The sequence below is a fragment of the Mycolicibacterium boenickei genome, from assembly GCF_010731295.1.
Classification (GTDB): Bacteria; Actinomycetota; Actinomycetes; order Mycobacteriales; family Mycobacteriaceae; genus Mycobacterium; species Mycobacterium boenickei.
This window is the reverse complement of the sequence record NZ_AP022579.1, coordinates 6,167,870-6,181,841: the sequence shown is the minus strand read 5'-3', so window position 1 is coordinate 6,181,841 and position 13,972 is coordinate 6,167,870. Positions and strand designations below refer to the sequence as shown.

Genomic DNA, 13,972 nt, shown 5'->3' with positions numbered 1-13,972 from the left:
CCACAACCAGGGGAAAGCCTAACCTCCTGGTTGTGCGCGTACGCGCAGCGCAACGACGTCACCTGGCGCCAGATGCTCACCGCCACGGGACTGCATCGCCGCCCCGGCGACATGGACTACATCGGCTGGGCCTGCCGCCTCCACGGCCACGAGATCGACGCCTTGTCCGACGCGACGGGAATCGAATCCGATGTCTTGCAGGCGATGACTCTCGATCACTACGCCCCGCTGGGGTTACCCATCGTCCGCCGCCCCACCCGCACTCGCCGCGGCGCACTCAACCGGACCACATGCCTGAAACGTTTCTGCCCTCAATGCCTGCGGGAGAACCGGGGCCGATGGCAACTCGCGTGGTCGGTGGAGTGGACGTTCGCCTGTGTACGCCACCGGCGTCTCCTCGTCGATACGTGTCCGCGCTGCCTGCGTCCACCGATGCGTCCCGCGCCGCTGACCGACAAAGTTCCCAATCTCGCCCGCTGCACGCAGTCGGCCGACCGCCATGGGCGCACCATCTGCGGGGCAGACCTGAGCGCCCATACACCCGACCTGGCTTCACCGGAGGTGATCGCCGCCCAACAGGTCATCAACGACGTGGTTGCGGGGGACACCGCCCCATTCACCGTGTACGACCCAGCCACAGTGACGTCCGCGCATGCCGTGGCTGATCTGCGGGCACTAGCCGGCGACATCGCCCAGACACGGTGCCGCCGCACCGACGCCACCCGAATCGCGAGCGTCGCCGACAGCTTCGCCACCGCCGCCCACGTGCTGCAAGCACCCGATATCTCCACCGCCGCAGCAAGACTGCGTGAACATATCGCCTCGTCAGCAGTGATAGCAGTATCGCGTCGTGCAGGGCTGGCGCAAGACACCAGCACCCGCCATGCCCTCGCCGGCGCGATTGAACTGGGTGCGCTCGACACCGACCTACCGATCGTTGACGCGCTGCGCTACCGCACCTGCACCGCAGCGCCCCGTACACCGCGGCGACCGGCGGCCGCGCTTGCCACACTCACGCGCGCACTACCCACCCTGCTGTGGCCGGCATGGGCGACCTACATCCTCGACGAGGGCCATGAAGTCGATAGTGCACAACGTGCAGCACTGGCCTGCCTGGCGGCGCACGTCGGCACCGACACCCCTACACCGACGATCGTCACGATGCTGGGCAATAGCACCGCCGACTTCACCGAACTGTTTACCGCGATGCGGGCCCTTCGCCAACGACCAGACAGGGCGGACATCCTCAACCGGGTCATCGCGCTCGCCGATCAGCTCAGCTCTACACCCACCGAGATCGACTATCACCGCCGCCGCCGACTCGACTACACCGACCTGCTCGCCAACATCGAGAATCGGCACGGACATCGGGATCCGTTGCGATGTATCGCCTTCGAGCATCTGAGCGGGCTACCGCGCGCTTACGCTCCGTGGTTTCGCGACACCCAGAGCTTCGCACAGATGTGCCGCGTGCTCGAGTCAGACCAGACGCTATCCGAGCCAGCGGTGACGGAAGGGATAGGGGAGTTCCTTCAACACCGCAGGATCGAGGAACCGATCATCGCCGTGCCGGCATTGCCGCGACGAATTGCGGGCCGGTGCGCACCTTGACTGCCGCACCAATGACCGGTTGATTGGCCGACTGCCGGCGCTAATTGCTCAGAGAACAGGTGTGCTGCCTTCGGGCGATGAACCCAGTTCAGTCCGAAATCGCTGGTGCTGAAGGAATCCGAGTTCCTCGGCGCAGACGCTGCAGAGGGTTTTCACCCAGACGCGACGGCTCCGGTGCAGACTTCCAGGTTGTCCGCACCGTTCACAGGCGATCGCCGATGCGCGTCCGGCGTCGTCGATGATCGCATGCATGGCGTCAAACAGTTGCGATAGGCGGCCGACCAGAAAGCGGCTCTCTTGCCGTCGCCGAGCTGGATTTCCAAGTTCTCGGAGGCTGCTCGTCGAAATCGGACCGGGCCGGGGTACAGGGGGCTCGACTTTCTGCAAGCGTTGAGGTTGAGCGGACCGTGTCCGGCTGCTCCACGCACAGCCTCACTTCTCCGATACCTAACGTATCGAAAGGCGATAGGCTACGTATCAGTGACGAGGAGCAGGCCATGGCCACCGTTGAACGGATCACCCACCGAGCACTGATCCGCCGCGCCCACGAACGCCTCAACCAAATCGAGGAGATGCACGATGCGGTCCAGCTGCACAATCTCGGTAAGAGCCAACGAGACATCGCCGACCTGCTTCTCACCACGCAGCCGCGCGTCGGCCGGCTGGTGCGCGGCGGCCGGGCCCTCGGGGACACCCCAACCCCAGAAGAACTCATCTTGCGGGCCACCGTCGAAGCCACCCCCCGCGACGACCTGATCAAAGAGCTTTCCGCCTACGAATACACATTCACCGAATACGCCGCCTATCCCCATGACGGTTCTACACCGGGAACGTGGACCCAGGTCAGCGCTGCTCATCAACTCGGACTGCTCAGTGATCCAGAGTACGAGAATGTTCGGTCCGTTGTTAGACCGCCGGCTCCGTGACCGGATCCGGACCGCGTTCGCCAACCCAATTGTCGCCGCCACACTGTGACGCAGCAGCTTGAGGAGGACCGAAATGGCTGAGAACTACATTCGCGGCAACGACCGTCTCGCCAAGTTGCTCGCAAGTCCTGAACGGCGAGCACGCGTCGACGCCATCGTCGACGAAATGGACCAACTCGACCGCGCCGACAAGATGGGACTCCCATCGCCGCCCGACACGACCCAGCGGTGACATCGCGGTTGAGGGCAACGGGCCTCAGGCGACCTCAGGACTGGTAGGTGTCGGTGAGGAACGCCCCGGCAGCGCGAAAGACCGCAGGAATCTGATCCTCACGGACAAGCTGCGCCGGGGTCCGACCGTCGAGCCGAGGATTCGCCGACAGCAACCAGCTACGCGCCACCTGATCGTCCTCGGCGTCCTCGATCGACCGGAACGCCGCGTGCGCAGCCTTCAGACGCCGTGCCTTCTCCGGCGACGGCTCCGCATGCCCAGCATCTCCGGGCACAGAGGCCCAACGCGCCGGCATCGCAAGACTCTTCGACCCGGCCATATAGGCAACCGCCGTGCGCCCAAGTCGTTCCAGCAAGTAAGCGACCACCTCATGGGTCTTCATCCGGGCGGTGTCATCAGCAGCCTTGACCAGCAGATCGGCCATGCTTCGTGCACCTCCTTGCTTGGCAACCTCATAGTAGGCCGCAATAGCTCTGAAAATATCTCCATAATGACTGCCTAATACACCCAGTTTGACAGATTCAGTGGGGCGACTGCGTATCCCTGCGGCACTCGAACGCATCCCGCCCATCGTGACCTGTCCCCACGTCGTCGTAGGTTTATGCCATGACCGAGGACTCTCCCCAACCCCTCGACTCCGCTTCCGCAGCACGGTGGGAGGCCGCGCAGTCCGCGCTACGCGAGCTTGCCAACGCTGTTGTCGAGGGCAGCGACCCCGAGACTCGACAAGCCGCGGCTGAGGCTGCCAGACAAGCCCTCTCGGGTCTGGACCTCGACGCCCTTCGCGATGCGCTCAATGTTCCAGAGGACGCCGGCGACCACTACAACGCTCTGGCTGCCATCCTGCGTCGCATTCCCGACGGATGGGGCCGCTGGATCAGCTGCGACGCCGGTTGGTACTCCCTGATCGTGGACCTAGACCGTGACCTCGCCGCGATCGATCCCCATTACGCGCTACATCAGTGCAAGGAGAAGTTTGGCACGCTGCGCTTCTACGCACACGCCTCCGAAGAATTGCCCGACGAAGCAAGCCGTCGGTTTGCCGAACGTATTGCTGCCGCCGAGCGAGCCAGCGCAACCACCTGCGAAAGTTGCGGCACCACAACAGGATCACTGCACGAGCGGCGCGACTGGTTCAAGACGTTGTGCGAATCGTGCGCCACAGAAAACGGATATCGCCCGCTACCCAGTGGCGACGATTCATAACGCAGTTCGACCGCAGCCACGTTGCGCATGCAATTCGGTCACGAACTGTTGAGATGCCGAGTTCGCTCTGCGGCGCCGATTCGGGATCTGAGCGGCGCCCCAAGCGAGGCACGACCAACTGTTAGCGAAACCGTGCGTTCAGCGGGTCTGGAGAGGATGGCTTCGAGCGGAGATCGACGACCAGGGTGCTCGCACATTGCCGCCACCGCAGCGACTCGGCGAATCTGGTCGCTTACCAGTGGTTTTTTCGTGGGTTTAGATGTGCAAATTATTGCGTTATGCCATGCCAAAGGCGCTTGGGAGGTGATCACGGTGAACGGCAAGGAGCTCCATGCGCAGGCGGTGCGCCTGCCTGTCCACGAGCTGGTCAGTGAACTTCTCGATCATCTAGGGCCGACTTTGGTGGCCGCGTTGGCGGGGTCGCGTGACCGCAAACAGCCGTAGGGGTGAGCCAGCCAGGATGGCGCTGAGCCTCGGGATGCGTCGCTGGCGCGTCTACAAGTGGCCTATCGTGCCTGGTGGACGATCGCTGGCGTCGACGGCGAAACCATCGCGCGGGCATGGTTCATCGGAGCGAATCCTCGTTTCGACGAGCGTCCCCCTATGAATATGTCAATCCGACCTGGGTCCGGGGTGACGGTCTGATCTGAGTCCACGGTCTGGTCAGTGTTGGTGTTGTGGTGAATGTGACCCGCGTCCCGTACCCCGGTCGGTGCCGCGGTGTGCGCAGGCGAGATTCGAGCGGAGCGCTGCGCGCCTGCGGAGCTGGCTTCAGCGCAACCGGTCGACCTCTCCGGTAGTCCGATGATTCTTCAGGCCCAAGGCCAGGTGATGCGCCTGCTCCTCGCCGAAGCGCCGATCGCTACACGCCGCGGTCAGGGGTCAGTCGCTGCGCTCGACACCCTGAGAGTCCTCGTCAGGTGGGTAGCACTGACAATTGACTACTCTCAATTGCAGCCCCAGGCCGATTTACCCTGCTGCGATTCGGAACATCTCAATTCCGCGGCACCCCACTCGGGCCGCACCGCCCAGAACACGGCCGCCGAAACCGCCGCAAGGGTCACCACCGCACTAACGATCCTCAACGCGCACAGCATAACTGAGGCCGCGCACACCTGGCGGAACCTCATGATCGCAGCCACCCACGGCCGCATCCGCCGATCGAGCGAAGCCGACGAAGGCACCCTCACTCCTTCTCTGCGACTGGCCTACCGCCGCGCATACGCCGACGCCAACGTTCATCGCAAACTCCGCCGTTACTTCAGCACCTCCCGGGCCAAGCGCCAGTCGCATCTCGCCGGGTCTGCTCATGACGATCGGTATCGCAACGCCGAACAATGTTGGGCCCGTTGATATCACACCCTTGTGTGTACGGGCTTGTCCGTGTCGACGCGGCGAACTATCCGGTGACGGCCAAATGCGGTTCTCGTCTCGATACCGAGGTGGTCGGTCGCAGTCTCAGCCGCGGCGGCAACAAACAGTCAGTCGACATGCAGTTGTTCAGAGGTCATAGCGGTGGCAGAAAAGTCTGGTCCTTCAGAGGAAGGTCAGGAACCAGCTGACCGAACGGTGACACCTTCAACGGGAGCCGACGAGCCCGAGAAGCTTTGGCCAATAGACGGCCCCGCCCGTCGCCGTGGTGCAGCGCTGTAGAACTGCAGCGGGGAGTGGGATGGAATCAGCTGAGATTGCTGTGTGCGCACCTCATGTCGAGCATCCGCTTTCGTGCGGGCTGCTTTCCTCCGCAATGGTTGAGGGCCGATCGGCTACCCGTACCAGTCCAGCGCAGCTGCGCAGGTAAGTACTGACCGGGTAGGGCGTCCAGCCCGCAACCAGTCCAAGGGGGAGACCAACTTGTCACGGACGAGCAAATCGGGTTGGGGAGTGTGAAGGAATCCGTCGATGGACAAGGGATGAAGATCCGCGGGCAACTCCTTGAGCACCACCTCGAGGCCGGGCACTTGTCGGACCGGCCGCCCGTCGGCGACGACGAATTGCGCGGCCGGGAATCGCCATGTCCGCGCATGGTTGATTCCCCACAGCGCGCGGTGGCGCCGCCGGCGGTGCACGCTTGAGGCGCTGACCGAGAGCCCACGGGCCACTTCCTTGGCTGTGAACGCCGAACCGACCAACTCTCGGATGCGGGCATCGACGCCGATGCCGGCGTATTCCGGCAGATCGGCGATGTCGAGAAGTTCAGAATCGTCAGGGTTGAGCACTTGATGCACTACGTTCGTCTTCGCCGCATCTCCACCTGGTTGGGCCCGAGCGTCACCGCGCCGAATGGGGGGTGCGGGGCCGCCAGAACTGCCAAGAACGACCATCGGATGATGCGCGGCCCGCTCATCATCCTCAAGCAACGGACACTTCTGAAAAGCCGCTGTCGAACCCGCACCAGAACGCCCGACTCTTCCGAAAAGCCACTTCCGGACCCGCACCACTACCGTACTACTAGTAGGTCACGGCAAGGGGTCCGATCTTCGAAAACCCACTGATTTGGGTAGATCCGAATCTGTCGATCTAGTCCTTTCCGTCACTGGATGACGTTGGTCCTGGTGCGATCGATATGCTGCGGCGATGAGGCGCACTTCCTTCCGATCGCTGGCCGGTCTCAGCGCCGTGGCCGCGACGTTGTTCCTGGGGGCTTGTAGCGGCCCGACTCCAGATGAGAAGCCGCCATCGACATCGGAAGCGCCCGTCATCACCGGCGAACCGGCGGGATCAAATGATGAAGATACTGCTTTTGCGGACAGCATTATCGCCAATCATCAGCAGGCTATTCAGGTTTCAGGACTGGTAGCTGACCGCTCGACCAACTCGGACCTCATCGAATTTGCGGCAGACATCGCATCGTCACGGCGGCCTGACATCGAGCTGATGAAAGCACTACTCGTCCAATGGAACGCGGATTCCACCACGCCGCCCGATCCTGGCAGCCCTGGCCCGACTGCTCCGGGTGCTATCGACGAAGCGGCTTTGGCCCGGCTGCAAGGATCGAGCGGCCGGGACTTTGACGTTCTGTGGCTTCAGTCGATGATTGCCCACGGCCAGAGGGCCATTCAGATTGCCAACGCCGAGATTGCCAACGGGGTAAACGTCGATGCCGTCGGGTTTGCGAAGCAGATCGTTGGAAAACGGCAGGCGGAGATCGACCGGATGCAACAGATGCTCGCGGGTGGAGGATAGGGAGCTAGCGGAGGAAACTCGCTACCATATCGTTGCGGCACGCAACTGGTCCGCGAGATTGTTCAGCGACTCAAGGTCTGCTCTTACCGCGACCTGAACCTCTGAGGTGCGGGAGACGCGCTCGCCGCTGAAGCCATCCAAGGCGGCAAGACCGGGACGATGAAGTGTCGGAGCCGTCGCCGGACTTCGTCTTCGGACCAATCGATCTCCTCCAGCGGCGATGTACGTCTGCTTGACCAATTTGTCGATCTCGATGTCGGTACGCAACCTCACTGGTCACAACATCGTCGTGGTTCACATAGGCCACCTGGTGGCCTATGGCCGTACGTGGTCTCGCGTCGCGGAGGGATCGCCCAATCGTCGCGAGAGTTCTGTCCCGAGAAATCGATATATGATTAACTGTCTTGATGAAGTATCGGTGGTGCGTGAGTGCGTGGGGTGTGGGGCGCGTTCAGCAAAGCGGGCACCCACCGTCGCGTCATGTGACAGCAACGAGGTGCGCGTGCCGCTGAGCAAGGGTTTCAGTTGGAAGGGCGCCCCGACCTGCATATCACCTGGTTGGTCGGTTCCCGGTCACCGCCGGGATTGACGGCCCCACCTGCAGTGATGTCTGCGCCACCGTCGCATCCGGTAAGGCGCGGTCGCCGAGTATGACTCGGCGACGAAACGTACATCGGGCAGGACAGAAGGTCCACGCCCAACCAATGTGGCCCACGACGCAAAGGAACAAACATGGCAGACGACAGTGATGCCACCGGGACAGTGAATGGGTCCGTCGACGTCGTTGTCGACGAGCTTGTTGTCGACATCGATGCCGCTGCCGACAGCGACGAAGGAGGCGAAGTCGACATCATTGCTGGCGCCTCAGCGGACGCCAAGCGGTCGGCTTCACCCCTACGACTCGCACTCATTGCCGGGCTGATCGGCGTTGTGGTGCTGGGGGGCTTGGTCGGCTGGCTGGGATTCCGCACCTACCAATCTCAGCACGCAGAGAAGGAGCGGCAGCTATTCCTGCAGGTCGCCAGACAAGGCGCGCTGAACTTGACAACCATCGACTACCAGAACGCCGACTCCGACGTTCAACGCATACTCGACTTGGCCACGGGCCAGTTCCACGATGACTTCTCCCAGCGTGCGCAGCCGTTTGTCGATGTTGTGAAGAAGGCGCAGTCGAAGTCGGTGGGTACCGTCACTGATTCGGGTCTGGAATCTGTGACGGATGGTGAGGCCCAGGCGATCGTTGCGGTGACTGTCAGAACGTCCAATGCCGGCGCACCCGAGCAGCAGCCCCGATCGTGGCGGATGCGCTTCACCATGCAGAAGGTCGGTCAGGACGTGAAGGTTTCGAATGTGGGGTTTGTAGCGTGATCAAACTGAAGACGAGGCGTGCCGACGTGGACGCTATTGATGAGGATGCCGCTGAGGCCGTCGTTGACGGTGACGCCGCTGAACTGATCGCCGACGACATCGCGGACGTGAATGGCGAGCAGGACGAAGTACTGCCCACGGCAGAAGCCGGTAGCGGTGTCGGCGATGGTGACAGTGCGGCCTCAGAGTCGGAGACTTCGAGTGCGCGGCGCGGAACTAACTGGACACGCGTGTTCGCGTACGGAGTGCTGCCGGGTCTGGTATTGGTGCTCGTCCTAGTCGCGGGAATGCTGAAATGGCAAGATGGATCCATACGTGCCGCCGAGGCTGCGGCTGTCGAATCCGTTGAGGTGGCAAAGGATTCGACTGTCGCTCTGCTGTCGTACAAGCCGGAAAGCGTTGACCGCGACCTTACCGCTGCGCGGGATCTGCTAACCGGCAGTTTCCGTGACTCTTACACTCAATTGACCGATGACGTGGTGATTCCGGGCTCGAAGCAGAAGCAGATCACCGCTGTTGCAACGGTTCCTGCGGCAGCATCGGTGTCGGCGACACCGAAGCATGCGGTCGTGGTCGTATTCGTCAATCAGACCACGACGATTGGGCAGGACCGGCCGACGGACTCCACGTCGAGCGTGCGGGTCACTCTCGACAAGGTCGGGGAGCGCTGGCTCGTCTCAGGGTTCGATCCGATCTGATCCGGACCATTCCTGGATCAACTGATCGACGGTGGTCAGCCGGCCGAGGACGGCAATGGTGTTGTCCAGCACCTGCTGTGCGTAGCTGGCGGGCGTACCGCCGACCGCGTCGCGTGGGACCACGAGGTGAAACCCGGCCTGGGTCGCGTCTCCGGCTGTGTGCGTGATCGCCAGGTTCAGGGAGACTCCGGTAAGCACGATGGTCGTCACACCAAGGCCCTTCAGCACGGGCAGCAGCTCCGAGCCCGACGTCGGGAACAACCCGTGGTGCCGTGGCAGCACCAAGTCAGTAGGGGCCAACAGTTCGGAAACCACCGACGTGACGGAGGCCCCTGGCTTCCAGTCGGCTGTGGCGGGTCCCAAAGCGCGCCACAGCCGTGCGGTTCCGGTCGGTCGGCCACCCAGGTTTCCCTCAAAAGTGGCATGTACCACCCGCACGCCGAATTCGCGTGCGCTGTCGAGCAATCGACGTATGTTTCCCACCAGGTCCGTGGAGTCGGTGGCCAGCGCGGGCAACACCGAATCGGGGCCGAGCACACCGTTCTGGCATTCCACACAAACGACGGCGACGCTACTGGGATCGAAGAGAGGTGTAGACATCACTCAAACCTAGTTGAGTTGTGGGCCAAATGCCATCGCAATCTCACGAAATATGTTATCTCGTAGAACATTTCGATCAAAACGCTGAAACCGTTGATAGGGGAGTGTCATGCAGATTCGTGAGCACGCCGCATCCGGCAAACCAGCCGTGATCCTCGTCGGCAAGGTGACCTCGTTCGCCGAGTTGGAGGAGCGCACCAATCGCCTGGCATACTTCTGGCGTGCACTACAAGTGCCCGCGGTCGCTCTCGTTCGAAGACCAACTGCCGCGCACGGACACCGGCAAGCTCTACAAGCAGCGACTCGTCGACAAGTATTCACCTACGGTGTGCTAGTCAGCCCAGGCGCAATGGCAAACTGCGGATCCCAAAGGTATTCGCGGGGAACACTATCTGCGGTTCGTAGCCGGGCTCGAGAGAGAATTCGGGGATTCGCCGTAGCCACTCTCCGACGATGAGCGTCAGCTCCATCCGGGCCAGGTGCGAACCGAGGCAGCGATGCGGGCCTCCACCGAAGCCCCAGTGGCGGTGCACCTTTCCATCCATGACGACATCATTGGTCGAGATCGCGTCGCTGTCGTCGCGGTTGATCGCACCGATGCACAGCCGCACCCGGGTGTCGGGAGGCAGAGTGATGTCCCCGATGGTGACCTCCGCGGTCGTTACTCGTGGCAGCATTGGCGCCGGCGGCTCCAATCGGACGATCTCCTCGACAAATACGCCCATCTGGTCGGGATCCTCGCGGAGCGTGGTCCGCAGTTCCGGATTGCGGGCTAGTTCGAGTAGAGCGGCGGTCATCGCGGCAGTGACGGTGTCAAGGCCGGCGAGGACGAAAAGGTAACTCAGGCCGATGGCCTCGGCGTCGTCGAGAGCATCCTCGCCGGTGATCACCTGGGAAAGGATGTCGCGTCCAGGGTTCGCACGCCGTTCGTTGATCGCCTCGGTGAGGTAGGCGAAGAGTTCGAGGGCAGGGGTCAGGTCGGCCCCCTCGAGCGTCGGTGAATCCGCTAGCGCGATAACCGAGTCTTTCCAGGCGATGAGTCGGTCGCGGTCTTTCAGAGGCAGGCCGAATAACGTGAGGAACACCTGCGAGGGATAGGGGATTGCGATGTCGGCCACGACTTCGCAATTGCCCTTCGTGACCACGTCGTCGATGATGTCGGCCGCCTGCTTCTGCAGCGAGGGCAACATCTCGGCTAGGGTGTGCGGGCTGAAGAACGGTTGCAGCATCTTCCGGAACCGGGTGTGCTCTGGCGGGTCGAACGAGATCGGCACCAGAGGTAGTGGGCTGCCTAGGACATCGAAAGCCTTCTTCGATGAGAACAGTTCCGGTTTCCGCAACGCGGCCAGCACGTCGTCGCGGTGGCTCAAGTAGAACCAGCCGTCGACGAAGACCACCCGACCGGTGTCGCGCAGGGTCTTCCACCCGGCGTGGCGGTCGACTGCCATCGGCAGGCCGGCGTAGGAGAGTTGTGGTGCTCCAAGGGTTTCCACGTGTTCTCCTCTGGGCTAAAACGCCGACCGATGCAGGCCGCCGTCGACTTCGATCCAGCTACCGGTGAGGTATCCGGCAGGTTCCGAGCACAGATAGGCGATGAGCGAGGCGATCTCGTGTGGTTTGCTCATGCGGGCGGCAGGCACGCGGGCCTGGTTCAACATGAAGTCGCGCCGCTGCTCCTCGGAGCTTGTGCCGAGGTGGCGCTGCAGATAGTCGATCGCGTTCTGCGTCTCGATCCACCCCGGCGCGACGGTGTTGACCGTGATGCCGTACTGGGCATATTCGTCAGACACGGTTTTGAGCAAGCCGATGGTAGACGGGCGACTGGTGTTCGCCACCACATGGTGAATGTTCCCGGCGGGTTCCTTCGCGGTGGCCGAGCCGATGTGCACGAATCGGCCCCAGCCGGCGTCTTTCATCGCCGGCAGGACTGCCTGCAGCAGCAGGATCTGGCTCATCGTGTGCGACTCGAACGACTCGCGGTACACGTTGACGTCGGTGATGTCGGCGAAGTCGCCGGGCCGCTGGTACTTGGCCTGGCCGACGACGATGAGCGGCGATCCGTGTCCAGCTGTCACCTCATGGACGGCGTCGGTGAGTTCCTGCGGGTTGCTCACTTCGGCAGGGACGCCGATCGCGGTGCCACCCTCGCTGCGGACCGCCTCCACCGCAGCGTCGACGTCGGTCTTGGTTCGGGCCATCACGGCCACCCTGGCACCCTCTGCGGCAAGCAGTTTGGCGACTTCAAGGCCGATTCCCTTGCTGCCGCCGACGATCAGTGCCGACCGGCCTTCGATTCCGTAGTGCATGGGCGCTAGCGCCGTACGTCCATGCCGGCATCGACCTTCAGCAGGCTGCCGGTAAACGACCGGCCCGCGTCACTGAGCAGGAACAGGATGGCGTTGGAGACATCGCGGGGCTCGATCAATGGCAAGTCCGGCAGTGCGGTCTGCACGGCGTTGACCATGCTCGGATTCGCTTCGATCACCTTGAACAGCGCCGGGTTCTCGGTGATCATCGGCGTCGCGCAGTTGGTCGGTGCCACCGCGTTGACGCGGATCCGGTCGGGGGCGAGCATGGCCGCATAGGCCCGAACCAGGCCGACGATGGCGACCTTGGACATCAGGTAGGCGTCGCTACCGCCGCGGCCGTCGGTGAGATCCAGTAACGCAATCATGGAGCTGGTGGCGATCAGGTGGCCGCCCTGACCGCGTTCCTTGATGTGGGGGATGGCGACTTGAAAGGCGTTCCACACGCCGACGAGCATGATGTCGAGGCCGAGTCGCAGTGCCTCGGAGGCATCACGCTCATCCTCATTGGTCAGGACGGCGCCAGCGTTGGCGAGCACGGTATCGATGTGACCGAACTGCTCCACGCCTGCGTCGAAGGCGTCCTGCAATGCGGCCTTGTCGCGGACGTCAGCCTTGCGGGTCAGCATCTGTCGGCCGGTCTTCTCGACCAGGCGCGCCGTCTCTTCCAGCTCCTCGGCGGTGCCCAGCGGATACGGGACGACGTCGAGGTTCTCGCAGATGTCGATGCCGACGATATCTGCGCCCTGTTCGGCACACATCACCGCGTGCGAACGGCCCTGTCCTCGAGCTGCGCCGGTGATGAAGACGACCCGTCCGTCCAGTGAACCCATTCTGTATTCCTCCGGTGGTAGAGCGAGGCGGCCACCATGGTTCGGCGGCGCTGGGGCGCAGTGCATGTGAGATGCGCCACTGGCGTGAATGCTACGCAGAGAGGTTGGAAACATACAACTATTTCGCTACTTTGGGTGAAAATGGGTTCACTAAGATCTGGAAGGGATTCCTAATGCTCGACAAGCTCAATGGCGGTCCGCGGCCACCCGATGGCGATTGGTTGGGTACCCCTTTCCTGACGTTCAAAAGGGAAGGCCCGTTTGCGATCTGCACGTTGGATCGTCCGCAGGCGCGCAACGCGATGACACCCGCCATGTACTTCGGCATCCGGTACGCCATCAACCACGTGAATACCGATCCGGACCTGGCCGGCCTGCTCATCACCGGCACCGGAGATGTCTTCGCGCCGGGCGGCGATCTCGGCCAGGCTGCCGAAGACAACTGGATGGATTTCGCGTCGACCATGGGTATGGATGTCACGCCCTTCGATGTGCTGCGCCAGTCGCCCAAGCCGGTGGTATCGGCGGTCAACGGGCTCTGTCAGGGAGGCGGCCTGCAGATCGCGATGTGCAGCGATCTTGCCGTCGTCAGCGACCGGGCGACCTTCCGGGTGCCCGAGCTGTTCCGTGGTATCGCTGACACCTACTACAGCCAGGTGCTCGCGCGACTGATCGGCCCGGTCCGCACCAAGGACCTGATGTTCACCGGGCGAACACTCACTGCGGAAGAGGCGCTCGACTGGGGCATGGTGGCCAGAGTGGTTCCCCATGACGAACTATTGGATGTCGCGAAAGATCTTCTTGCACAATGCTGCCGGACCGCCCCTGGAGCCCGGGGCGTGATCAAAGCCAGCTTGGACAACTACCTGGGCCTATACGACCGGATTGGTATGCAGACAAGTTTGTTCGGTCCCGAGGCGCGGGAAGGTTTCCGCGCGTTCAAGCAGAAGAACTCGCCGGCCTGGGTGCACCCCGAGTTGCAGGTCGATGGCCGGCTTTAGCCCAT

At 62.8% G+C, this 13,972-nt stretch carries 16 protein-coding genes; 10 read left to right on the top strand and 6 right to left on the bottom strand.

Annotated elements, in window-relative coordinates; genetic code table 11:
- The first annotated feature begins 30 nt into the window (after window positions 1–30).
- From G6N57_RS32145 to G6N57_RS29640, 3 genes are all read left to right on the top strand, one after another.
- Window positions 31–1,611, top strand: a complete 1,581-nt coding sequence (locus G6N57_RS32145) for a TniQ family protein (RefSeq protein WP_234815583.1) — start codon at window positions 31–33, stop codon at window positions 1,609–1,611.
- A gap of 497 nt (window positions 1,612–2,108) precedes the next feature.
- Complete coding sequence (locus G6N57_RS29645; protein WP_077743305.1) at window positions 2,109–2,537, top strand: hypothetical protein; 429 nt, start codon at window positions 2,109–2,111, stop codon at window positions 2,535–2,537.
- A 73-nt stretch (window positions 2,538–2,610) separates the two neighbouring features.
- Window positions 2,611–2,769: a hypothetical protein gene (locus G6N57_RS29640; protein WP_174814532.1), complete on the top strand. Its 159-nt coding sequence runs from the start codon at window positions 2,611–2,613 to the stop codon at window positions 2,767–2,769.
- A 34-nt stretch (window positions 2,770–2,803) separates the two neighbouring features.
- Here the strand turns inward: G6N57_RS29640 and G6N57_RS29635 are convergent, their stop codons facing one another.
- On the bottom strand, window positions 2,804–3,193 hold the full coding sequence (locus tag G6N57_RS29635) for an antitoxin Xre/MbcA/ParS toxin-binding domain-containing protein (RefSeq protein WP_077743306.1): 390 nt from the start codon (window positions 3,191–3,193) through the stop codon (window positions 2,804–2,806).
- Window positions 3,194–3,375: 182 nt separating this feature from the next.
- On the opposite strand from G6N57_RS29635, the gene G6N57_RS29630 reads away from it, so the two are divergent.
- From G6N57_RS29630 to G6N57_RS29620, 3 genes are all read left to right on the top strand, one after another.
- Window positions 3,376–3,975, top strand: coding sequence for a hypothetical protein (locus tag G6N57_RS29630; protein WP_077743307.1), 600 nt, complete (start codon window positions 3,376–3,378; stop codon window positions 3,973–3,975).
- Window positions 3,976–4,224: 249 nt separating this feature from the next.
- Window positions 4,225–4,419: a hypothetical protein gene (locus tag G6N57_RS29625; RefSeq protein WP_133118288.1), complete on the top strand. Its 195-nt coding sequence runs from the start codon at window positions 4,225–4,227 to the stop codon at window positions 4,417–4,419.
- A gap of 360 nt (window positions 4,420–4,779) precedes the next feature.
- Window positions 4,780–5,328 carry a hypothetical protein gene (locus G6N57_RS29620; protein WP_077743308.1) on the top strand — a complete coding sequence of 183 codons (549 nt, stop codon included), beginning with the start codon at window positions 4,780–4,782 and terminating at the stop codon, window positions 5,326–5,328.
- Window positions 5,329–5,741: 413 nt separating this feature from the next.
- Here the strand turns inward: G6N57_RS29620 and G6N57_RS29615 are convergent, their stop codons facing one another.
- Window positions 5,742–6,194 (bottom strand): hypothetical protein, encoded by a 453-nt coding sequence (locus tag G6N57_RS29615; RefSeq protein ID WP_061263190.1) that lies wholly within the window; start codon window positions 6,192–6,194, stop codon window positions 5,742–5,744.
- Between the two features lie 358 nt (window positions 6,195–6,552).
- Between G6N57_RS29615 and G6N57_RS29610 the strand changes: the two genes are divergently transcribed.
- The 3 genes from G6N57_RS29610 (at window position 6,553) to G6N57_RS29600 (ending at window position 9,227) form a co-directional block, all read left to right on the top strand.
- The gene (locus tag G6N57_RS29610; protein WP_061263191.1) at window positions 6,553–7,161 is read left to right on the top strand and encodes a DUF305 domain-containing protein; all 609 of its coding nucleotides are present in this window, start codon (window positions 6,553–6,555) and stop codon (window positions 7,159–7,161) included.
- A 732-nt stretch (window positions 7,162–7,893) separates the two neighbouring features.
- Window positions 7,894–8,529 (top strand): Rv1363c family protein, encoded by a 636-nt coding sequence (locus G6N57_RS29605; RefSeq protein ID WP_061263192.1) that lies wholly within the window; start codon window positions 7,894–7,896, stop codon window positions 8,527–8,529.
- A complete protein-coding gene (locus tag G6N57_RS29600; protein WP_174814531.1) occupies window positions 8,526–9,227 on the top strand; it encodes an Rv1363c family protein in 702 nt (233 codons plus the stop codon). Before G6N57_RS29605 ends, G6N57_RS29600 begins: the two co-directional genes overlap by 4 nt.
- On the opposite strand, the gene G6N57_RS29595 is transcribed toward G6N57_RS29600, so the two are convergent.
- The 4 genes from G6N57_RS29595 to G6N57_RS29580 form a co-directional block, all read right to left on the bottom strand.
- Window positions 9,207–9,827: a cysteine hydrolase family protein gene (locus tag G6N57_RS29595; protein WP_061263193.1), complete on the bottom strand. Its 621-nt coding sequence runs from the start codon at window positions 9,825–9,827 to the stop codon at window positions 9,207–9,209. The genes G6N57_RS29600 and G6N57_RS29595 overlap by 21 nt on opposite strands.
- A 335-nt stretch (window positions 9,828–10,162) precedes the next feature.
- Window positions 10,163–11,275, bottom strand: coding sequence for a cytochrome P450 (locus tag G6N57_RS29590; RefSeq protein WP_077743562.1), 1,113 nt, complete (start codon window positions 11,273–11,275; stop codon window positions 10,163–10,165).
- Between the two features lie 60 nt (window positions 11,276–11,335).
- Window positions 11,336–12,133 carry an SDR family oxidoreductase gene (locus G6N57_RS29585; RefSeq protein ID WP_061263195.1) on the bottom strand — a complete coding sequence of 266 codons (798 nt, stop codon included), beginning with the start codon at window positions 12,131–12,133 and terminating at the stop codon, window positions 11,336–11,338.
- Window positions 12,134–12,138: 5 nt separating this feature from the next.
- The gene (locus G6N57_RS29580; RefSeq protein ID WP_061263196.1) at window positions 12,139–12,966 is read right to left on the bottom strand and encodes a mycofactocin-coupled SDR family oxidoreductase; all 828 of its coding nucleotides are present in this window, start codon (window positions 12,964–12,966) and stop codon (window positions 12,139–12,141) included.
- Window positions 12,967–13,139: 173 nt separating this feature from the next.
- On the opposite strand from G6N57_RS29580, the gene G6N57_RS29575 reads away from it, so the two are divergent.
- Window positions 13,140–13,967: an enoyl-CoA hydratase/isomerase family protein gene (locus G6N57_RS29575; RefSeq protein ID WP_061263197.1), complete on the top strand. Its 828-nt coding sequence runs from the start codon at window positions 13,140–13,142 to the stop codon at window positions 13,965–13,967.
- The last annotated feature ends 5 nt before the right edge of the window (window positions 13,968–13,972 follow it).